The sequence below is a fragment of the Geofilum rubicundum JCM 15548 genome, assembly GCF_000974365.1.
GTDB classification, from domain to species: domain Bacteria; phylum Bacteroidota; class Bacteroidia; order Bacteroidales; family Marinilabiliaceae; genus Geofilum; species Geofilum rubicundum.
The window spans coordinates 199,143-223,801 of the sequence record NZ_BAZW01000001.1 but is presented as its reverse complement, the minus strand read 5'-3'; the positions used below and the strand labels follow the sequence as shown (position 1 = coordinate 223,801).

Sequence of the window (24,659 nt, the reverse complement as noted above, 5' to 3'; positions counted from 1 at the left end):
TAAAGCTGAAAGGTTACCTTACCAATAAAACACTGCCCGACTTTCTAAATTCACGGCCATTGTAATATTTTCCGGTCGCCTTATAAATATAGACGGCCTGTGGTGCCATTTGTCCCTCATACATACCGTCCCAGCCATTCTCTATATCATTGGTTTCAAAAATCTTCTGTCCCCAACGGTTAAAAATCTCAAGTGTAAACGAATCCACATCCCGGAAGGCAGGTTTAAACACCACCACATACTCCGCAGAAGGATCAACCTGACCGGAAGCATTTCCGGGCCGGGGCTTAAAGGCATTTGGGAACACCACAAAGCCCTGCGGTTCTGCCGTCACGGCCCCTTCGACCAAAAGGGTATCCTTGCACTCATAAGTATTGCTCACCGTAAGCATCACATCGTAAACACCCTCATCGCTGTACTGGTGCGCGGGATTCCTTTCCGTAGAAACGTTACCGTCTCCAAAATCCCAATACCAACTCACAGCATTGGTCGATAAATCATAGAATCGGGCATTCTCCCCTGGCACGTATACAACCGTCGGATTAACCGTAAAATCAGCTATCGGATGATCATATACCATGATCTCTCTGGTATAAACACCATCCATTCCATCCGGCCCCGGTGCATTCAACTGCACCGTGTATTGACCTGGTTGCGTATATGTGTGGACCGGATTCCTGTCACCCGAGGTACTTCCATCACCAAAACTCCATTGGTAAACAGAACCACCCACCGAATAGTTCGTAAACTGAACACGTAAGGGATAGCACCCCTCATCCACATCGGTAATAAACCCGGCATCCGGTACAGGGCGGAAATCAACACTCACCTGATCGTAGGAGATACATCCGTTGACATCGATCTCCCATCCAAAGGTATTAATTCCTTCGCTCAAGTTATACACAGGAGTATTAAAAAAGGTTTCATCCTCAAAAGTAGCCGTACTGGTACCCACAATAATCCATCGGGCATCCAGCTCCCCTGCATTGTTGGCGTTCAGCACCGCCTCAGGCTCATAAACCACCTGATCTTCACCGGCATAAGCCTCTGTTTTATAACTCACAACAGCCACTTCATCCACGGTAGAACATTCCCCATAGGCCACTTCCCAGCGATAAATATTTTCGCCAAAGCCCATGTTGCGTACCACCGTATTATACTGCCCGGCATCATCAAAAGAACCCTGTCCCTTAATGACACTCCACTGCCCCACGCCCGACTCCGGATCATTGGCATTCAAGACCGTATAAGTATCACAGACATTTAACTGATCAGAACCCGCAAAAGCCTTGTCGGGAATCTTATTAAAAACAACCACCCGATCGGTAGAGGTACAGGAACCATTTTCAATGACCCACTGAAACTCATTGGGTCCAAAAGCCAGATTTCGCACAGTTGTTTTGGGATCGTTCAAATCATCCAACTCGCCATAACCACTGATGCGCTCCCAATAGGCATTGTCGTAATGTACCGGCACATTGGCATCCAGCGTCTGAACATCCTTACAATCCTCAATATCCGGTCCGGCATTGGCCGTAGTAGGCGTATTATTTACCAAAGTAATTTCCGAATATTTACTGCAATGTCCCTGACTCACCGTCCAGCGCAACTTATTAGTCCCCCGTGCCAAAGTAGTTATGGTTGCTTTGGGATTGTTGGGGTCCGACAAGTTGCCACCTCCCTGTTCGAAGCTCCAGATGCCGGTTCCATAATCCGGTGTGGAAGCTTTCAGGGTAAAGGTAGATGAGCAGACTTCTTCATAATCAGCCCCGGCGTATGGGTCAGAGGGCTCATTGTTGCGAATCAGCACCTGATCTTCCATGGCACAACCGTCCTCCTTCAAAGTGGTCCACACAAAGATGTTATCCCCTTCAGCCAAATTGGTGACCGAAGTGTTGTGAAGGGTTTCATCCTCAAACTGCGCAGAACCGGTCAATACCCGCCAATAACCCGTTGAACCCATTGCAGGTACAGTGGCATCCAGCGTGGTAAAATCACGGCAAATAACCTGCTCATTACCCGCATAAGGGGTGCTTGGCAATTCATTTACCACCACCACATCATCATGGGTTTGACATCCTTTGTGCCAAACCGTCCATCGCAAGGTATTGGGGCCACGTCCCAAATTGCTTACACGGGTGGTTGGTGATGTGGGACTTTCAAACACAGCAGCCCCTTGTCCACCAGGTACCGACCAGGAGCCGGTTCCGGGGAGGGGACTTTGGGCCGACAGAACTATTTCATCGGCACACACTGCCCGATCGCTGCCCGCGTGGGCATCAATGCGGTTGTATTCAATCACCACATCATCATAAAGCGCACAACCTTCGTTTTCGATGGTCCAACGCAGGATGTTCGGACCAAAAGTTAAGCCACTGATGTTGGCAGAGGGGTCCATTTGCGGATCGGCATGGGTGGTTGACGAGAAAGCGGCACTTCCGCTTCTCACGGTCCAGCGGCCCTCTCCCACCACATCCACATTGCCCTGCAATACCGTGTTGGGATCACAAAGCGCCTGATCATCACCGGCATTGGGCACGGTTGGCTTGTTATTGATAATGATCACCTCATCCACATCGGAACAGTTGCGGTTATCAATGGTCCAGGTTAATACATTCTCTCCCCTGTCTAAATTCGTAACACGTGTCAACGGGTCGTTGGGATCTTCAAAGACAGCCGTCCCTGATCCGCCTTTAATACCCCAGGTGCCGGTTCCCTGCATGGGATTGCTTCCCCTCAATTCGGTAAAATCCTCACAGATGACCTGCTGATCCCCCGCATCCGCTTCAATAAAATTGTAACGAATTTCCACCTCAGAAGAAGACTTGCATCCATTGTTATCCACGACCCACCTGAAGCGGTTGGAACCACTGGCCAGCCCCGTAACTGTGGCATTGGCCTCATTCACCTCAGCAGGATCAATATCACCCGCACCGGCCACCAATTCCCAAGTCCCCACACCGTATTGAGGAGCTTCCGCTCTTAGCTGGTAGGTGTCGGTACATATATCCCGATTTTGTCCGGCAAAAGAAGCACTGGGTTTATTGTTGGTAATGACCACCGTATCCGTGAGTGAACACCATTCGGTATATATCTCATAAATCAACTCATTATCGCCCTGGGCCAAATCATAGACCGTATTGCCATCGAAACGGGCACCCCCGGTAGATCCCGGACGCCATTCGGCTGTACCATGCGTGGGCGTATTGGGATTCAACAGATAGCGGTCCGTACAAATAGCTATATCATCCCCCGCGATCGGTTCTGTAGGTAAGCCATTAATGATCTCCACTGTATCACGGGAAATACACTCCCCTTTGGTGATCGAATACACCAATTGATTAACCCCCTTCGCCAAATTCGTCACCATGGAATTTGGATCAGAGGCATTCGCCAGCTCACCGCCACCTGATATAATGGTCCATAGCGGCGTTCCCATGTCCTCAGGAATAAGTGCCGGTGTATTGCCCCTAAGCTGATATTCATCGGTGCAGAAGGCCACATCGTTACCAGCCTTGGCTTCATCCGGACGGTTATTGGTAATAATCACGTCGTCGGAGCTACTGCTGGAACTTCCACTGGTTCCATAACTAATGGTCCACCGCAGAACATTTTCCCCGGGAGCTAAATTGGTAACCCTTGTTCTGGGCTCATAACGGTCTTCGAAATTGGCCGTACCGCTAATCACTGTCCAGGACCCAATGGCGCCTTCAGCGTCATTGGCTTCCAAACGGGTTGAATTGGTACAAATGGTCTGTGGACGACCGGCATTGGCCTGCACCACATCTCCATTCACAATAATCACCTCAAAATAATCCGAGCAATTACCATTGGTCACCACCCACCAAAATACATTTTCACCTCTTCTAAGGTCGGTCACCCGGGTTTCCGGATTATTGGGTTCTAAGATGGTAGCGCCGCCCGATTGCAAAATCCAGGTACCGGTCATGCCTGCGCCCACCGCCGTAGCCTCCATGTCCACCACCGAACCCGTCACCATCCGGTAGGAACTTCCGCCATCTACCGGGTAGGGTCGACTGTTCATGACCACAACCTCATCTTCAGAATAACACCCCTTGTTTTCGATAACCCAGGCAAAAGTGTTGGGGCCCTGATTCAATCCGGCTGCTAAAACAATGTGTGGTTTAGAGGCATCGAGGATGCCCAAAGTCGCGCCGCCGGAAACAACCCGCCAAGCACCGGTCATACCCGCAGGCACCGGATTACCACGAAGGGTAATGGTATTGTCACAGACCACCGTATCCCTGCCGGCATCGACAAAAGTCTTCAGATTTGTAATTTTCAAATCTGCCGAAGAAGAACATTTATTGTTGTTATTGATCGTCCAGCGGTAAACATTCTCGCCAAAGTCCATTCCCCTTACATCCGTTTCCGGATCATTGGCATCGTCAAAGCTGCCACTGCCACTTACCACACTCCAAAAGCCCGATTCCCCGGAAACAGTCGGATTCCCCGTCAAGGTGTAAATGTCGCCACAAATCAATTCCTGACTACCCACAGTGGCCGTGGTGGCCATATTATTGGTAATGGTCACCCTATCGGCACTCACACAACCACTATTGGTCAGACGCCATTCCAGCACATTGACTCCGCGGGCCAGATTGCTCACCGCAGTTTTAGGATCACTGCCATCGGCGAAACTGGCGTTGCCCGAAATCACATGCCAGGAACCTTGAATCCCAAGAGGTAAAACAGGAATAACAGACCCTGCCAGAACGGTTGTTGCAGAGCAAATGTCCTGATCTGGTCCGGCATCCACCGTCAACTTATCGTTGCGAATGGTCACCGAGCCGTGTTGGCACACTGGCCATTGGTCACGGTCCACACCACCACCACATTACCCTGCGAAATGTTGCGCACCAGCGTTGTTTCACTCTCAGGTGAAACAATTTCCGCGTAGCCACTCAGCAGCGACCATTCACCCGTGCCCCAGTCGGGACGCGGGGCCACAGCCTCTAAGGTCAGTTCTTCCCCACAGGTGGAAACCACCTCCGGACCTAAAATGACGGCTTCATCCGCCTGACGATTCATAACGGTCACCTCCGCAAAGCTCTCACAGCCATTCTGGTTGAGCGTCCAGCGGAACTTATTCTCGCCCACCGGCATATTGGAAACCTCCGCATTGGCAGAAGTCGCATCCGAGAAAATGGCCCCGGAAGTGGCAGGTGCCACAACCGTCCATTGTCCCGTCACATTCAAGTTAGGATTCAGCGGCGTGCCACGCAAAGTGGTATTGCCATCACAAACACTGGTCATATCCGCCGTGGCATTCACCGGCAACTGATTGTTGCGCACCGTCACTTCATCGGAACTTTCACAACCATAGGCACTGGTAACGGTCCAAAGGAAAGTCACATCGCCCTGACTCAAGCTGGTTACAATCACATTGGGGTTGCTAACATCGGTTATCGCATCGGCCGAACCATAAATGGGGAGACTGCTCCACTGACCGGTCTCACCGGCATTCACAGCCGTGGCATTCAACATCACCGAACTGCCACAATAGTCGGGCACATCCGCCCCCGCATTGGCCGATGGATTAGGTCGTACGAAAATATCATAAGTAATGGGCGTAACCGCTTCTCCACAGCTATTCTCAGGGGTAACGGTAATCACACCCGAATAATTCATGATTTCATCCGGAATATCCAGCAATATCTGACGTCCGCCATCTCCGTCGAAATCCCAATCGTCGGGCACCGTCCAATTATAAGTTGTGGCATACGGCACCGCATCCACCATAAAGCTGACACGCTTGGCGCCCTGGCAAATATCAGCGGGACCGTTTATTACCAGGTTATCCGTGTCCGGCAAATGATTCACCGTAATATCCAGATATTGGACCGGACCATCGCCACAGCTGTTGACGCCATAGACGTACAAACGGCCACCTACAGCATCGTCGGCGTAATGAATGGTCAGACTGTTGGAACTGTTTTCCTGCGTTCCATCGGGATGTATCCAGACATAAGTGCTCACATTCGGAATTTCAGGAATGGTGTAGGTCGCCGATGCTCCCTGACAGACCTCCTCCGGTCCGACAATCGCCTCCGGCTGAGATGGAAGATTACGGACCATCAAGTCCACGGGCAATCCGGTGACAATACCTTCGCAACCCTGGCTCATCACCGACACAATGCGGTAACGCGTACTGGCAGATGGAGCGACGGTCCATTCATATTCCCCCTCGGCATTCAACATCGCAGCCGAAACAGCGATACTATGTTCCACGGAAATTCCGGACGGCAGACCATTCACCAAAGCCACTGCACTATAGGTCAGCTGCCATGGGCCATTATCGGTCGGCGTAAACTTCACCGCCAAACCAAAATCGGCACTGCCACAGACCTCGTTGTAGCTGTCAGCACCCGAAAATTCAACCGTAACAGGTTGCGCAACCGCCACAGTGGCTCCACCGGATACGCTACCCGTACAATGCACATCCTCTACAGAAACCAGCGAATAATTCGTATCGGTCAGCGGATTCACCAAAACCGTATGGGGCGAACTCAGAATATCATCCACCACAAACACATTGGTGCCATCACTGTATTCCACACGCCATGGAGCTGTGCCCGTCAGGTTCAACTGCAGCGGAGCATTGGCGCCGAGGCAAATGCTTTGGTTGCCCGACAAGGTCGCCGTCGGTAATTCGTTCATCTCCACAATGGCCTGACCGATACCCATACCCTTCTCGCAAGAAGCATCGGCGGCACTGGTCACATGGTTAATGGAATAAGTCGTAAAAGTATTTTCAGGCAGGGTGGTCAAAGTCAGCACCTGAGAAGCGGAAGTGACCACAAAAGCCTCTCCGTTACTCAAAGTTACACCAAGATCCCCGTCTGCAAAGTCCCATCCACTGGTAGAAACCACCAAACGGGGCGCCTCACCTGCACACAGTTCTTCACTACCGGGCTCCACACTCAGATGCACCAACGCTTCGGGCTGCCGCACAATAAGGTTCTGCACAGCGGCCGAGCAGTCATTTGTGAGACTAAAAATCTCATTTCCAAACAAATTCTGAAGATCGTTCTCATCATGCGCCACGCGCAGCACATTGCTATCGTCCATCACCCGGACGGTGTAGGTACCTTTGGGTAAATTCTCAAAAAGATGATCTGTATTGGCGGCCACCAAAACCTCATCAGAAGTTCCCGCAGGACCACCGGACAAAAGTAAACGGTACTGACCACTGGCATTAGGGATGCCACCCGTTACCCTGGCTGTAATAACCCCGGTGGAAGTACCCCGACAGTCCACATGCGTGGTAACTGTTGCGGTCACCGCCAATGGAGCAGCTACCTCATGAATGGTCACGCCCTCTGACACATTATTTCCGAATGCATCCAGAACCGTCACCGAATAGTCGCCCGGCGCCAGATTATCAAAAGTCGCGCTATTGACCTCGATAAACTGTTCCAATACTCCGGTGCCATCCGACAGGGTAATGGACTGGTAAGGCAATTCACCACCTTTAACCGTGACAAATATTTTCCCGTTGGCCGAGTCATAGCACGGACCACTGGACTGCTTCTCGATATCTAATTCCAGGGCATTACCTGGTTCATAAACATACACCTCCAGCTCCTCAGAAGGACAGCCGTTGGCATCCATGGCCTGGATGGTATAGGTGCCACCTGCTAACTCATCGGCAAAAGTTGAACCTTCCAAAGCAGGAATAACAACATCAGAAGGATCTAACCAATTAATGGATGTATAGGAACCAGAGCCACCGCTTATCTGCACAGTAATGGTACCATCGCCAGCTCCCAGAGCAGTCACAGGCGTTACTTCCACCAATGAAATGGACACAGGCGTTGCCGGTTCATCTACAGTTATTGGACCATAATTAGTCAGTTCACAACCATTGGCATCGGTCACCGACACATAATAGTCGCCACCCGACAAAGCCGCTTGATCCTGATCCGTTGGCACTAATAAATTTCCGGGACCCGTCCACTGATAAGTATAGGGCGCAGTTCCGCCGGTGACGTTAATATCTATAGCACCATTGTTATCTCCGAAACAGTCGTTATCTGTCACATCCACACAGTAATAGCCATTGGCACAGCCGGCTGAGTAACGGTATAGACCCCGGTAACCGTACAACCAAACACATTGTCGGTCACCTGCAAGGTATAGTCGCCTGCCTCCAAACCCTCAATATCCTCGGTAATAGCACTGAAAGCCCCTTTGGTCCATTGATAGGTATAATCACCCGAACCGTTGAGTACTGTCACATAAATAGCACCATTGTTTCCTCCAAAACACTCCACATCGTCGATGGCCGCCTGCAGTTGCAGATTGTATTGCAAAGGCACCACTACCTCCAAAGGTACCGGACAGCCACCACCAGCTCTGCTGTCGGTCACCATTACATGGTAAGTCCCGGCCGGCAAAGCCGCCTGGTTACGGTCGTTCACCTCAATACCAGGTGCGGCATCCCAAACAAAGGAATAGGGCTCTGTACCACCCGTTACATCCAAAGTAATAACGCCGTTATTAGATCCGGAGCAACTCTCTGGTTGAACCGCCTCTGTCACCTTAAGGGGCCGTGCCAATTCTACCGTTTGAGTCAGGAAGCACCTGGCGGATGTTCCCATATCCACCATGGTAATGGTATAAGTACCACCCGGTAATTCCTCCTTCAGCAGAGGCGTCCCCACTGTAGCACCGGGACCATCCCAAATAAACTGGTAATTGGCTGCTAGGCCTGAGCCGCCTGTGGCATTGGTAACTTCAATGCTGTTATTATTATCGCAATCGGTATCTGAAACAAGCAGATCAAACGCCAATTCGGGCAATTCAGTTACGGTAAATGATTGCGTTGGGGAAAGACATCCCTTGGCATCCCGCACCTGAACAGTATAAGTCCCTGCTGTCAGTCCGCTCTGATCACGCGCTCCGGCAGTCAGTCCCGAGCCATCAGTGGTTGTCCATATAAAACTATAAGGCGCCGTTCCACCAGTCACCGTATGCAAATTGATGCGGCCTTCCGCCTCACCATAACATTCGTTGTTGGTCACATTACCATCCATTTGGATCGCAGAAGGCTGCGATACAACAATATTGTCCAGATCTACACTGTACTTAGTCGTCGCATCACAATCCTGCTGATTATCAGTGACCGTTACCGCATAAATCCCCGCTCCCAAATTAACCAAATCTTTGGTCGTCTCAGAAAAAGAAGCGTCACCATCCTTGGTCCAAACGTAAGTATAGTCTCCACTGCCCCCATCCACATTCAGGACGATGTTGCCACCGGTTCCACCATTACAATCAATCGACGTAACATCGGCCACCAGGTTGATGGCACCGTCCATAGCGATCGACTCGGCTACACTGCAACCATAGGCATCGGTCACCTGCACGCTATATTCTCCACCGACGGTAATGCCGGAAATGGTGCGACCATCCGCACTGCGCGTAAAAGCACCCGGACCCGACCAGGCAAAACTGGTTGCTGTAAATGGTGCGGTACCCCCGGCCTCCACTACTGTAATAGAGCGGGTGTCGGTAGCACAGTCAAGCGTTGCCGATAAGTTAACCGACAAAGCAGCCACCGGCTGCGTCACCGTAAAAGTTTCCGTAATGCTACAACCATCACCATCGATGATCTCCACAGAGTAATCACCAGCTGCCAGTCCCGTTAATTCATTGAATCCTGCCACCGCCGAACCATTCCAGAAATAGCTCAGTCCGGGAGCGGCATTGGCCACACCCGTAATACGGATAGCTCCATCGCTGCCACCAAAACATTTAACTGGCGAAATACTGGATTCCACCACCAAATCTTTCGCATTACCAACGGTATAAATGCGGGTGACCGGACATCTGCCGGGTTGTCCCAGATCTGTAATCGTTAAAGAATATTCCCCATCGGACAGACCGCTGAGGTCTTGAGAGGATTCGGTCATCGCCACACCATCTTTGGCCCAATCATAGTCAAAGTTACCGGATCCACCGGTAAGGGTAATATCAATGGCCCCATCTGCCGCTCCGGGACAAGAAACAGGAGTAATGACATCCGTAACACTTATTCCCGAAATGCTAAAATGATGCTCCACAGCGCCACAGGACGCCGAGACTGCCGCCTGGGCATCGCTAACAACTAGTCGATAGTTGCCATAACCCAGATTCAGATCGTCTAAATTAACGGCCACCGGCTGATCAATGGTAGCCGCCACCATTTTGGTTTTCTTACCTGAAGTAAGCAAGTTCGTGACTTCAATATAATAGGAGAATTCATCATTCGTGCCATTGTCCATACCCACACCTCCATTGATATCAAAGGAGACGGAATAGGTCTCTGATAATGGCAGAACACAACTGTAAGTTACCACCGGCGGCGTCACTGAAAGCGCCTCGGCCGGTTCATCAACAGTGGCAGTAGCCACCGTTTGGCAACCAGAACCATTGTTATCCGTCACCACGATGGTATAATCATCCGCCACCAAATCCTCAATAAAGAACTCGGGACCATTGCCATACTGCGTGCCGGTGCCATAATCCACCACGTAGGGTGCAACACCACCACTAACCACAAGCGTGATGCTTCCGGAATTATCACCCGGACAAGTATTCACCTCAAAAGGCGTAGCTGTCGCACTGAGCGCATCGGGCTCTTCAAGGTCAAACTCTGCCGATTCTTTAGAACAAGTGGCACCACCCAATTCGGTCACTACCACCTTGTAACGACCGGCGGCCTGATTTTGCAACCAGGCGGTATTGCTGCCCGGTATGGCATCCCAAGTGGAAGTTGCTGTATTTTCGACAAACCATTCGTAGGTATAGCCCCCACCAATACCACCGGACACTTCAATACGAATGCTGCCATCCGATTCACCATTACACGAAACCGGTGTAATGGTCTCTGTAAGGACCATTTCGTCGGGCTGCGTAAGGGTAAAGCTGCGCTCCGCAAAACAGACATTACTGGCATCGAAAACCCGGAGTGTGTAATTGTCCGGATTTAAACCTGCAATCGAAATATTAACATCTCCGCTACCGAGAATATCTGTTCCGTTTTCAGGTCGAAGAATATAGGAGTATCCGTTGATGACATCCGGGTTACCCCCTTCAATACTGAATTGAATGCTGCCATCAGTGGCCCCATAGCAAGAAATGTTGGTCGGTGCGAAATAAGAAATTTCCACCGGATCCGGCTGAATCAGCTCCAAATCAGGCAACTCAAACACATTGCCATTGGCATCCTGTACACGTGCGGTATAGAAACCGGCGGCCAGGCCATTGTAAGTAGCCTTATTGCCAGACACAGAGGCCACCGTCATTTCCGTTCCCGGATTGCGAACCAAAGTAAAAGTATAGGGCAAGACTCCGCCAGCGGCTGTCAACTCAATCGAACCATTGGTGGCTCCATTACATGGTTGGGGATGAGCGAGAATTTCACTAAGCGTTAAGACATCACCGGGTTGAGATACGGTAATGTTAACAGCATCGGTACATAAATTACCGTCTGTAACAGTAGCTATATAAACACCCGCCTTCAGATTATTTAAAGTGACCACATTCTGAGCCAGCGAGCCCGTCACATCAATCCCATTATGATCCACACCCGTCCAGACAATGGAATAACCTGGGGTACCTCCGGAAATGGCAACCGTGATGCTGCCATCATTGCCATCGTAGGCACTGACCGGCTGATTGTTGAATTCACTCACTACAAGCGGGGCAGCAGGCTGAGTAAGTGTGTAAACCTCTGAAGTGCTAAGACAAGAATTACCATCCCGCACCTGCACAAAATAATCACCGGCTACCAGGCCAGTCACCGCATCATTGACTTCACCCGCCAGCGGAATATTTCCGGTACCGGTCACCACAAACCATTGGTACGTATAGGTGCCTGTTCCACCTGAAGCGCTGATGCTCAAAGCACCGTTATCTTCACCGTAGCATTCCACATTCACCTGATTGTCCAGTGAAATAACGACAGGATTGGCCTCCAAAATAGTGGCCGTAGCCACTTCGTATTTGGGACAGTAAGGCGCAGGCTGATCCATATCCCTAATAGAAATGAGGTAACTACCCGCTGCCAAATTATCGAAAGTGGGCAATATTTGCCAGTTGACTGCATCGATGCTGTATTCAAAATTACCCGAACCTCCAGACACCTGCACCTCAAAACTGCCGTCGGCACCCCCGAAACAAGAAACCGTTTCCGGATTGTAAGTTATTGAAGCCACATTGAAATCAGCTTGTTCACCGATCACTACATTGGCACTCACCTCCTCACAATTATTGATATCCGTCACCGTTACCCGGTAAGTACCGGCCGTCCGGTTACTCAGTGTCGCGGTATTCGTTAGAGATGACCAGATAGCCCCATCCAGACGCTCCCACAAGTAGAAGTAGGGCTCAGTACCGCCAGAAGGAATGGCAGTAGCAGAACCATCGTTGCCGCCAACGCAACTCACGTCTGTTTTATCAATATCGACTGCTAAAGTAAAGGCATAGTCAATAACAATTGGATCCAGTATGACATCACAACCATTAATATTATCCCTAACCGTTAGCCCGTAGGTGCCCGGCTCGAGATTATCAACCAAAGAGGCAGTCGAAGTAAAAGTGCCAGGGCCTGTCCACAGATAACTATAATCGCCCGAACCACCAGTCACGACGGCCTCTAAAGAGCCATTGTCCTGTCCGTCACAAGTTGGATGAACAACATTGGCCGAAACCACCATGTTTCTGAGCGCCACGTCAAATTGCTTTCTGCAACCAACGGCATCTGTAGAGTTGGCATCCCAGACATACACTAAATAATCCCCTTGCGCCAAACCTGATATATTCACAGGAGTTTCAGCATCGGTGTAATCACGATTATGAACCACCTGATTATTATCCTTGCGAATAACCCTTACTTCATAATTATAAGCTCCCGTCAACTGCAATCCGCCTGAAATATCAAGTTCAATCCATCCGGTATTAACTAATAAATCGCACCCGATACCAGAATCAAGAGAGACCTCAAACAAGTCAGGCTCCAGGATGCTTCCTGTGACCGCATTGCTTGTACAACCTAAAGCATCTGTAATTTCAAAAGTATAATCACCGACAACCAATCCATCCGCCACAAAATTATTCAATCCGCTCCAAGGCTCTTCAACCGTTCCATATTTGACCATGTAAGGCGCAGTTCCGCCGCTCACCGAAAGAACAATGCTGCCTGAATCATCCCCATGGCAGGTGCTTATATCATTTTCCTGAACAATGGCCAGACTGGCAGCGGCGGGTTCATTGATCCGAATATCAGATGAAGTGACACTGCAGCTGGTGCCTGTCTCCGTCGCAGTAACCCGGTACCAACCGGCTTCCAATCCGCTGATTGAAAGCGAAGTTCCTGGGTAGGCAATCCAGGTGGATTGATCTGTTGAAAATTCCCATGAATAAGTAAACAGGGTCCCACCCGGACGGCCATTCACAATGGTGCTAATGGCACCATTGTCGCCTCCATTACAGGTGACCGGAGAAATATTGTCAACATCAATACTTAAATCTTCGGGCTGAGATACCGTGAAATCAGTGGTAGCACTACAACCATTACGATCGGTAACGGTCAACGAATAATCGCCTGCCGCTAAGGTGCTGATAAGCTCTGTGTCGCCATCATCGATTTGGCCACTATAAGAAGGCAGACCAACTTCCGAGACAATCACATAAGTATGGTAATCATCGGTTGGATCAGCAGGCGTACCATTATCAAAAGGTGTTCCACCCGCCGCGCTAAAAGAAATCTCTCCATTGCTTTCACCAAAACAAACCGCATCCGCTATATTAACGATGGATAAATCAAGAACATCGGGCACTTCAAGCGTAATCCCATTTACTTCAGCTACAACACCATTGTCATCCACCACCCTGGCATCGTAAATGCCGGCACCCAAACCGCTGTAAGCTACATAGTTGGCCGATACAATTCCCGTAGTAACAGCAATACCAGGCGCTTGGTTAAAGTGAAGGTATAAGGCTGTGTACCTCCGTTTGCTTCCAGTTCTATCGATCCGGATTGAGCCACAGGGCACAAGACGGGGTTAACAGCCGATAGCACGGACAAGTTTAAAGCAGCATCGGGGTCACTGACCGTGATATCCCGCGAAACGGGGCATCCATTATCATCTTCTACCTCAACATTATAAGTCCCTTCTGACAGATTGTAGATAGAAAGAACATCATTGTCTAAAACAGTGGTTCCATCCACATCATACCAAGTAACATCATAACCCGGCGTACCACCCGAAATACTAATAGTGATGCTACCATCATTTCCGCCCGGCGTGGTAACAGAATTATTGGCCACAACGGTAATCGCAGGTGCCGAAGCCGGTTCAGTAACCGTATAGACATCTGACCATATGCTACAACTATTGTCATCGGTAACCCGCACGCGGTAATCACCTGCTGTAAGTGTCGTAGCAGGATTAACCGAACCCAGGGAAAGAGCGATATTGCCCGTCCCGGTTACCCGGTACCATTGGTAGTCATAATCTACGGCCACAGTGCCGCCACTAACAGTGACTTCTATGGCACCATCAGCTTCAGTGAAACAACTGACATTGGTAATGTTTTCTAAGCTCACAGCCAAAGCAACTGGTTGGGAAATTACCACATCTTCAACATCATACTTGGCGCAATAATCCGGACCAGGTTGATCCAGATCGCGCATGGCCACCTGATAACCACCCGCCACCAAAGAGGTGAAGGTCGGCGATACCTGCCAGTTGATGCCATCAATGCTGTATTCGAAATTACCTACCCGATCGGTACAACAGTAAAACTACCGTTGGCTGCACCATAACAATCTACATCATTAAATGTATGACTATCAATGGTAAAATCATCCGGCTGCTCAATTTCAATAGCATCCCTAGAAATCTGACACCCATTAAAATCGGTGACGGTAACCTTGTAAGTCCCAATGCTCTGATTACTCAGGGTCTGGGTATTAATCAATGGCACATAATCGGATCCATTGTACTTTTCCCACAAATAATTGTAAGGTGCTACCCCACCATTGGCTGTAGCCGTGATACTACCATTGGACCCGCCATAACAGGTTACATCCGAAACAACTTCATCGACTGATAAGGTATTTTGATAGGCGATGGTATATGGACGCGTAAATGAGCAACCTTCGTCAACATCTGTAATAGTAACGATATAAGTATCGGGCTCCAGATCATAAACATTTTGGTCAGTTGAGATTGGATTAAGCGCTAAATCAGTCCAACTAAAATCATAATTACCTGATCCTCCTTCTACTGCAAGCTCAATACTGCCATTATCCTGACCTGAACAGGTAGGAGCAATCACATTGGCCGAAACAGAAATGTTGCGTAGCTCGAACTGCTGCTCGAACAGGCAGACAGATGGATCAGAAGAATTGGCATCCGTAATGCGGATGGTGTAGGTGCCGGCTATTAAATTATCAACCAGCGGATCATTGATAGCTCCAACCGCTCCATTATAATAAACCTGATTGTTATCATTACGTACCAAAAGGGCGTGAGAGGCATTAGTGCCACCAACCTGCAATCCACCGGAAATATCAAAGGCTACATAGCCACTTGAAAGAACATCACACTCAATGCCGTATTCAAAATTACTCACCACGAAGGGATCCGGTTCAGATACAGATTCTGACAAAGGCTCAGAACATCCATTGGCGTCAACAACTTCAACATGGTAAGTACCAACGGAGAGGTCACTCAACACATAAGGATTAAGACCATCCCACAAATATTCATTTGTACCGAGCTTAATTATGTAAGGTGCAGTTCCGCCGGTAACCGAAAGGACAATACTACCTGAATTATCACCATGGCAAGTGGTAATATTATTGACTGCGGGAGTCACAACCATGTCTGCCGAGGGCTGACTGATGGATATAGAACCTGACCAAACTGAAAAGCATGTTGGATTTCCGGGTTCAAATGCGCGAACCCTATAACTACCTGCAGCAAGACCTGTCATGGTTGCAGTGGTTTCGGTATCAGGTTGCCAGCTGAAAGAAACTTCATCGTAGCGTTGCCACTCGTAAGTAAAAGCAGTGCCGCCGGGGCGACCATTTACAGAAACGGTAATAGAACCATCATTGCCACCAAAACATTTAATATTTTGAACATCTTCCACAACAATGCCCATTTGTGCAGGCTCATTTATGGTGAAGCTCACCGCATCGAAACAGGTAACGCCATCTGTTACCGTTAATTGAAAATTGCCAGCAGGTAAGGTTTGGGAAACATTACCTCCTTCATTCAGAGTCCCAGACAAGGGAGTACCGGAAGTCGGTATGATTGAGTAGGTATAGGTATTGGGTGTACCAGTAGTCGGAGTTCCGCCTGTAGCACTGAACTCAATACTTCCATCTTCCCCAAAACAGGCCGCATCCGTTTTTGTGTAAGCCAATTGGACCGGCGCTGTGGGGCCCACAAGTTCTATCGGTTCAGAAACAGAAACACCTCGATCGTCAATGGCCACAGCCGTATAGTTGCCAGCCGGCAAATTGTTGTAGTTGGCAAAACTTCCACCCGAACTATGGGGTATTAAAACATCACCTGCAGAATTGGTGAGGGTCAGCGATTGATACGGCAGAACTCCTCCAGTGACACCAAGGTTAATTTCGCCATTACTGCTACCGTAGCATGGGCCGGGGTTGCTTTTGGTAAATACTATACCGAAATCAGGATTTTCGATCACCTGCAAACCCAGAAGCTCGGCAGGGCAACCATTATCATCGGTAACCTCCACTTTATAAGTCCCCGCTACCAGGTTTTCCTGACGATACACATCATCCACCAGACCAGCAATTGAACTACCTAAGCCATCAACGCCTGACCAAACAATATTATAAGGCACTTCACCGCCAGTAATGGCAATCTGAATAGAGCCGTCTGAAAATCCGGGTTCAGAAACATGAACAATTCCGTCCCCACTCAATTGAACAACAGGCAAACTCGCAGCGGCGTCAATGGTTATGGGAACTTGCAATGGGCCACAGCCATTGTCATCGGTAATGTCCACCCGATATTCACCACCATTCAGACCAGAGAAAGTGGCCTCAACTCCAATATTTTCGCTTTCCACCTTAATGGGTACCCAATCTCCCCAGGGCTTCAATTCGTATAAAACATAATGAAACTGTCCTGAGCCGATTCCTCCCTGAGCCCTTATCCCTATTTCACCAATAGGCGTTTCTGAGCAACCTACAGGCGTGACAACTGGCGAGCTAAACAAGGTAATGGCAGCAGGTTCCGGATTAATCACAACTGTTTCAGAAGCCTGACAACCAGGATTATCGGCATCCCGAACAGACACCACATAGGTTCCTGCAGCCAAATCTGTAAACGTATAGGTATCTGAACCGTGGCTAATCCATGGTGCAGCCGGATCGCGCCGAAACTCATAATTACTTGAACCTAAACCACCTGCCTCAACCGTAAACGAAGCATTGTTGACACCATTACAGGTTAATTGAATGACCGAAGTGGGTATGACATCTAAAGTCAAGCTGCTACCGGAATTTAATGTAGCATCACTGGGCGAATTCCACTCACAACCCACATTATCAACTATTTTAATGGCGTAATTGCCGGGCTCCAAATTTAAAAACTCGCCCGTGCCACTTGTAAAGGTATTCGCGCCATCAGTTATTGTAAATACATACGGTGCTGTTCCGCCGCCTGCCGATAATCTTAAATAACCATCGTCTAAACCGTCACAACTCTCATGTCGCAACTCTTCAATGGAACCGGTCACATAATTTCTTCTTACTTCTACTGAACCGGCCATGATATCGCTGCAAGTCCCGGAAGGTGGGGGACTGGTGAAAACCGCACGGACAGTATATGTACCTGGCTCTGTTACACGATTTGGGAAATTCACTTCAGTTCCAGCTGTAGCGCCAGCTACAGTCTGTGCCGGATCAGCCAGTGCTCCATTTCTCAATAAATGATAAGTCACGTCTGGCTGAGAATATTCCAAACCTATCTCAACCCCATAAGTCGCAGGGTCAACCGGGGGAGCTTCAAAGCAATAGATGCCACTTACCGGATCAAAAACAACATTGTAATGGGTGATTGGGGCAGGTAAAATATCATAGGTTCTGGTCCGCTCAGTAACGCAGCCATTGTAATGGGTGTAAGTATATTTAACGGAATGATCATCTCCAACCGAAACAAGTGTCGGATCAAAAAGGGCATAACCGTCCGTGCCAGAAGTCATATAAGCATCATTATCAATGCCCACGCCGGTATAAAAACCAGAACCTATATTGGTAAGATCTCCAGGATCGGTAAAAATATTCCCCCGCAGATAGACTGGATCGGCATTCTGACAAAATTCAAGCGGATCAGTAAAAGTGGTGCCCCCCGATATTGGATCATGCACGCCAAAATTCACCCCGGGAGCTTCCAATATTTCAACGGCCTTGGTCACAGAAGCCACACAACCATTATTGGCAGAATTGTCATAGGTGTAGGTAATGGAGTAGGTGCCCACACCCGCATAAGAAGGGGAAAAGAAAACCTCTTCATCTTCCACAGGCATATCAGCGATCGCAAGAGAAGTGCCGCTTGTTACATAAATAGGAACCTTGCCAGCCGCATTGGCTGTAACGGAAAAGGAGAATTTCGCTCCCGGAACCGCTGGTACAGGCGGCATGTTACTTACCGCAATCTTAAAATCAGTCTCGTTTTCACAATAGGTATCATTGAGATTGGTAAAATCCACGGTGGGCACAGGTACCACCACTAAACTGAGATCGTCCGTATCGGTACAAGCTCCTGTATTAATGGTATAAGTAATGTTGTGGGTGCCAGGTCCGGCCACCGACGGATTAAAAACGTTCAATGAAACACCGGGCCCGGAAAAACTCCCTCCAGGTTGAGCTGCCTTTAGAACAACATTGGTCTCGGTTTCGCAAAACTGCGTTTCGCCGGACACAGTTTCAAAGGTAGGGTCGATTACGGTATGAACATCTACCGATTCTTCTATCGTATTGGTACATGTACCATCCGTCAATTCGTATTGAAAAATGTAAGTTCCTGATCCAGCAATTGAGGGATCGAACCCCAAGGGATTAATGTCTGAATTAGCAACGCTGGTCGAAAGAAGATTGGTCGGATCAACAGAGCCCTTGTATACTTTCAAGGTTCCACCGATAGGCGTTCCGTAAATATCCTGATTGCCATCGTCGAGGCAATAGAGAGCATTCAGTGATGGAATGTCGAGCACCGTTCCGACCTGAACCGTTTCGGAATATTCGCTGGTACAAAGAGTAACTGGGTCTGTATAATTGTAATAAATGGTGTGACTGCCATTGCCGGCTATTGAAGGATCAAAGGTCGCCGTGCCATCGGCATTGTCAGTTATGCCTGGGCCGGAAAAAATTCCATCGCCAGTGATGATATCCACATTGGGTGTCTCATCACGAAAGGCCTGCAGGGTAATAGTGCTTGCTGTCTGGCAACTGGATGCTGGCAAATTTCTAAATCGCACCACGTTACCTAAGTCTTGCTGAACCACGGTCGTTCTGTCAATGGACGAAACACAACCATTTAAATCGGCATAAGTGTACCGTATTGTGTAAGGCCCAGGGCCCGAACCGGTATTTATAATATTGGAAGGAGACAATTGCATGGTGCCATTTCCATTGTCGCTCCAAATGACACCTGGGTTTGTACTTTCTTCCAAAAGAGTGAATTGCCCCCGGTTATTGGTGGGATTACCGGTAATAGTGACGTCAGGTTCATCGGCACAATAGCTGCCTTGTAAACCAGATATGGAAATTACCGGCGGGGCCGTCACCACAATTGACTTGGAAATAGAATTTGTACAGGTATTGCCGTCTTGGTAGGAATAGGTAATATTATGCGAACCTGCCCCAGCTGCTGCAGGGTCAAAATCGTAAGTCGAAGGCACAATTCCTGTTCCTGAAAAGCTTCCGCCTGTTGGAGAAGGTGATAAGCTAATGATACCGCCATTTTCACAAACGCTGTAATCATTCCCCGGAGGCGAAAAGTCAAGGACCGGAAGCGGATGAACTGTAACAGTAACGTCACGGGAAGCAACGCAGTTATTAACTGTTCTGGCGGTAACGGTGTAATTCTGGGTAGCGGGGGGAGAAACATTGATGGTCTGTCCACTACCCAATCCATCACTCCATAAATAACTACCCCCTGCTCCTGCACCTTGAGCTGTGATGGGAATTGCCGGACTGCCAAAACACAAATCTGGATTCTCTGGACTAAATGTTATTGATGGTAATGGATCGACAAAAAACTGGGCACTGCCCGTACCGGCCACCACTGCACATCCGGAAGCATCCGATAAATTAGTTATAAAATACCTGACCGTTCGGTCGGGAGTAACAGGAAGAGGTGTAAAATTGGTTGAGGGATGGTTGACAATTGGAATGGTGGGTAAGCCTGCATCATTCTCAATATCGAAACTGAAAGGAGCTACCCCGGTTAGCGCTACACCCAAACGAAAATCGGCACTAGTACCTTCACAACGCCTGTTGGTAGCAGAGGCCACAGATATTGCAGCAGTAGGAGGAGGCAGCGCAATTATATTAGGCGATCCGGACATTTCACTTAGACAGCCGGCCGTTGTCCTTGCCACAACCTTATAAGTCCCTTCTGGAACATTCTGCCATGCAGGAATCAAAGGCGATCCCGTACCATCTACCGCAGTGTTTGCAGCAGGATAGTCAGAAAATCCACTGCCGGTATTCCGCTGTAACTGATATTTAATACCGCTTTGAGAACCACTTAAGCTTAAGTCTACACCACTATTGGCAACAACAGAACAAAAATAATTTTTATTGCTTGTTAAATTAAACTGCTGCGGATAGGCCTGAACCCGAAGCATTCCATCCATAAGCCTTACACAACCATTTCTCTCAGCCTCAACCCTATAATCACCAGCACTTAAACTTCCAAAAACGACTGCTCCCACAGAGCCGTCAATAAAAGCACCGGTTCTGGAACCATTTCTAAGCAAATAATACTCAACATCCGTTTCTGAACCACCCAGACTCAAACTTGAATTAACACAGGCTGGACTTGGAGTGGAAATAGTATAGACGGTAGGTGCATTACTTATACCAAACGGCCCACCATTCATATCAACATCAACGGCTATGCCACCTATACAACCTGTTGCCTCCACAGTATAGCTTCCCACTGAAGTTACAGCAGGAGCAAAAGTATGGGTTTGTCCATCGGCAGCACTCGTCCATGTTCGCATTGCGGATGGCGGATTGGTTCCGTCATCATACATCAGTCGGTACTCAATGCCAACTTCCGAACTTTGCAATTCAATGTCACCAATGGATCCGGGGGCACAAACACTGGTTCCTGTAACCGTTTGAATAGCCGCATTTGGCAAAACATTAAAAGAGATGGGGCCCGGCAAATCAGCCGGAGCAACATCACAGCCTGCTCCTGAATTGTCTACAACTGAAGTGATTTCAAATGAAGCATCTGCGTTTAAAGTATAAGGCAAAGTATGTGTATCACCAGCAACAGAGGAAGAAAATGTACTGGTTACATTACCGGAAGGATGGTCGGTATCTATTGTTACATCAAAATTACCATCCACACCCGAAAGGGTAAGCTCCAAATCGATGATATTTCCGGAACATAGATTGGTGGGGTCAGGAGAAGAAAAGGTGACTGTTGGGGCTGTGCCGGAGACATTTATTGTAACAGAATAACCTGGCCCTCTAGCATAAAAAAACGTATATGAAGTATATGCCGCTTCAAATCCTGAAAAAACAATATTCTCGTTTGATGGAGCAGTATCATCAATGGTTATAGTGCCCCCTGCAGGAACTGTTGAGGTCAAACTAAATGTTCCACCTTCCCGTTGTCCTGGGGCAGTTGACATCAAATCCATCATCTCAGTACCGGAAAGCGACCCTCCGGCACACACTGTTTGTGCGCTTACGCTATTTACTGGCCAGCCGACCAGCACCATTAATATAATAAGAAACCTAAAGCGTAAAAATCTTAATTCCATAAGGCGTTACATATTGATAAAACCCAAACACTTTACTAATCTAACTTAAAATGAAATAAGTTCTATTAATTCAGGTAAGAATTTGTCGTATTTAAAGGCATTTCTGTCATTTGGATAATCATTTTTACCCAACCAACTAATTGCAAAATAACAATTGAATTATAGCGGTGTACATTCTTACGCAAATCTATCAAAAAAAGTTAGTGAAAAGCCCATAAATTGATAAAACTCATATTCCACGAACACAACTTACGAATTATAACTTCGTATATGGTAAAAAAGAAACAAATAATATTTTAAACAATTTTAAAAGACCACTAACAACTGATTTACTAACACTTAAACATAATTCATTTCTTTAAAAAACCAACTATCAAATTATCATTGATATAAAAATATTCATATATTTGAACAACCAAATAAAAATGTACCAACTATGGATACTAAGTTGAAAGCCTTTATGGATAACGTCCGGATGAAGAATCCCGGCGAAGATGAATTTTTACAAGCCGTTCAGGAAGTGGTGGAAACCATCTGGGAATTTTACATGCAAAATCCCCAATATCAGAAAGCCAGAATACTGGAACGCATGGTGGAACCGGAGCGGGTAATTATGTTTCGGGTGCCGTGGGTGGACGACAAGGGCGACATTCAGGTGAACCGGGGATTCCGGGTGGAGTTTAACTCTGCCATAGGGCCTTACAAAGGTGGCTTAAGGTTTCACTCCAGTGTGAATCTCAGCGGCTTAAAATTTCTGGGCTTTGAGCAAACTTTCAAGAACAGTCTGACTTCCCTGCCCATGGGTGGTGGCAAAGGAGGTTCTGATTTCAACACCCGTGGCAAGTCCGACATGGAAATCATGCGCTTTTGCCAGTCATTTATGAGCGAGTTGTACCGCCACATTGGCCCAAATACCGATGTTCCTGCCGGAGATATAGGTGTTGGTGGTCGCGAAATTGGCTATCTCTTTGGCATGTATAAAAAACTGCGCAACGAATTCACCGGTGTTTTTACCGGCAAAGGACGGGAATATGGCGGCAGCCTGATTCGTCCGGAAGCCACCGGTTTTGGTGCCATTTACTTTGTGAGAGAAATGCTGGCCTTACGAAATGAAAGCATGGCAGGTAAAACCATTGCCCTTTCAGGTTTTGGCAATGTGGCATGGGGTGCGGCCCTTAAAGCCACAGAGCTGGGAGCAAAGGTGGTGACTATTTCGGGGCCTGACGGTTACATTTACGACCCGGAGGGATATCCGGTGACAAAATATTGTATATGTTGGAATTGCGCGCTTCCAATATGGACATCGTACAGCCTTTTGCCGAAAGATTCGGCGTGCCGTTTTTTATCGGCCAGCGCCCCTGGCAACAAAAGGTGGACATTGCCATTCCCTGTGCCATTCAGAACGAACTCGATGAATCGGATGCCCGAACACTTATTGACAATGGTTGTTACTTAATTGCAGAGGCTTCTAATATGGGTTGTACGGCGGAAGCGGCCAACCTGGCCACCAAAGAAATAATGTTTGGCCCCGGAAAAGCAGTGAATGCCGGTGGTGTGGCGGTTTCCGGGCTCGAAATGAGTCAAAACAGCATGCGCATTGACTGGACCCGCGAAGAAATAGATGCCAAACTCAATCAAATAATGGTCAATATTCACAATACATGTGTTAAATTTGGCCAGGAACCCAACGGTAAAGTCAATTACATCAAGGGGGCCAACATCGGCGGCTTTGTCAAAGTGGCGGAGGCAATGATGGCGCAGGGGGTGGTGTAAATGGGCCACTCCGGCCTCAAAAAACACGATATATATGATAGACACCCATTCACACATTTATTTAGAACAATTTGACAAAGACAGAGATGAGACCATAGAGAGGGCCCGCAACGCGGGCCTCTCGCACATTCTATTACCCAACGTTGACAGCAGCACCATAGAAGCCATGCTGGAGACAGAGAAGCAGTACCCGGATATTTGTCAGGCCATGATGGGGCTGCACCCCACATCGGTCAAAGAAAACTTCAGCGAGGAGCTCAAAAAGGTAGAAAAATGGCTGCATCAACGGCCATTCATTGCCATTGGGGAGATTGGGATGGACCTGTACTGGGACTCCACCTTTAAAAAGCAACAGCAGGAGGTATTGGCGACTCAGCTAAAATGGGCCGCCGAAAAGGAAATACCGGTAGTTATCCATACCCGGGAGGCGTTTCCCGAGATATTTGAGGTGTTTGAAAAGAATTATGACCGTCGGCTCTCAGGAGTGTTTCACAGCTTTTCGGGCACCATTGAGGATGCCCGCTTGATTCTGCAAATGCCCAATTTTTATCTGGGCATAAACGGCGTAGTGACCTATAAAAATTCAACTTTACCACAGGTGCTCGGCGAGATTGGTTACGATCGACTGCTGTTGGAGACAGACGCACCCTACTTGCCACCGGTCCCATTCCGCGGCAAGCGGAACGAACCTTCCTATGTGGCTTATACAAGGGATAAACTGGCTGGGATATTTGATGTAGATACAGAAATTCTGACAGCGAAAACCACGCAAAACGCCCAAAAGCTATTCAATTTGACCATTCAATAAAACGGAAAAATCTTAA

At 48.3% G+C, this 24,659-nt stretch carries 6 protein-coding genes and 1 pseudogene; 2 read left to right on the top strand and 5 right to left on the bottom strand.

The window, feature by feature from the left end:
• Window positions 1-13: 13 nt before the first annotated feature.
• The 5 genes from JCM15548_RS00860 to JCM15548_RS00840 all read right to left on the bottom strand — a co-directional run bounded on the left by JCM15548_RS00860 (window position 14) and on the right by JCM15548_RS00840 (window position 22,062).
• The gene (locus tag JCM15548_RS00860; RefSeq protein WP_157482292.1) at window positions 14-4,825 is read right to left on the bottom strand and encodes a PKD domain-containing protein; all 4,812 of its coding nucleotides are present in this window, start codon (window positions 4,823-4,825) and stop codon (window positions 14-16) included.
• Complete coding sequence (locus tag JCM15548_RS00855) at window positions 4,804-8,130, bottom strand: PKD-like domain-containing protein (protein WP_062122024.1); 3,327 nt, start codon at window positions 8,128-8,130, stop codon at window positions 4,804-4,806. Before JCM15548_RS00855 ends, JCM15548_RS00860 begins: the two co-directional genes overlap by 22 nt.
• The gene (locus JCM15548_RS22450) at window positions 8,061-13,463 is read right to left on the bottom strand and encodes a SprB repeat-containing protein (protein ID WP_369403661.1); all 5,403 of its coding nucleotides are present in this window, start codon (window positions 13,461-13,463) and stop codon (window positions 8,061-8,063) included. The genes JCM15548_RS00855 and JCM15548_RS22450 overlap by 70 nt, the downstream gene beginning before the upstream one ends.
• A 473-nt stretch (window positions 13,464-13,936) precedes the next feature.
• Window positions 13,937-14,728, bottom strand: a complete 792-nt coding sequence (locus tag JCM15548_RS00845) for a SprB repeat-containing protein (RefSeq protein ID WP_227625313.1) — start codon at window positions 14,726-14,728, stop codon at window positions 13,937-13,939.
• Between the two features lie 62 nt (window positions 14,729-14,790).
• Entirely contained in the window at window positions 14,791-22,062 is a 7,272-nt protein-coding gene (locus JCM15548_RS00840) for a SprB repeat-containing protein (RefSeq protein ID WP_083984900.1), read from the bottom strand.
• Between the two features lie 436 nt (window positions 22,063-22,498).
• Here JCM15548_RS00840 and gdhA point away from each other — a divergent pair.
• Window positions 22,499-23,835 (top strand): annotated as a pseudogene (gdhA, locus tag JCM15548_RS00835) (NADP-specific glutamate dehydrogenase).
• Window positions 23,836-23,869: 34 nt separating this feature from the next.
• Window positions 23,870-24,643, top strand: coding sequence for a TatD family hydrolase (locus tag JCM15548_RS00830; protein ID WP_083984899.1), 774 nt, complete (start codon window positions 23,870-23,872; stop codon window positions 24,641-24,643).
• Window positions 24,644-24,659 lie beyond the last annotated feature (16 nt).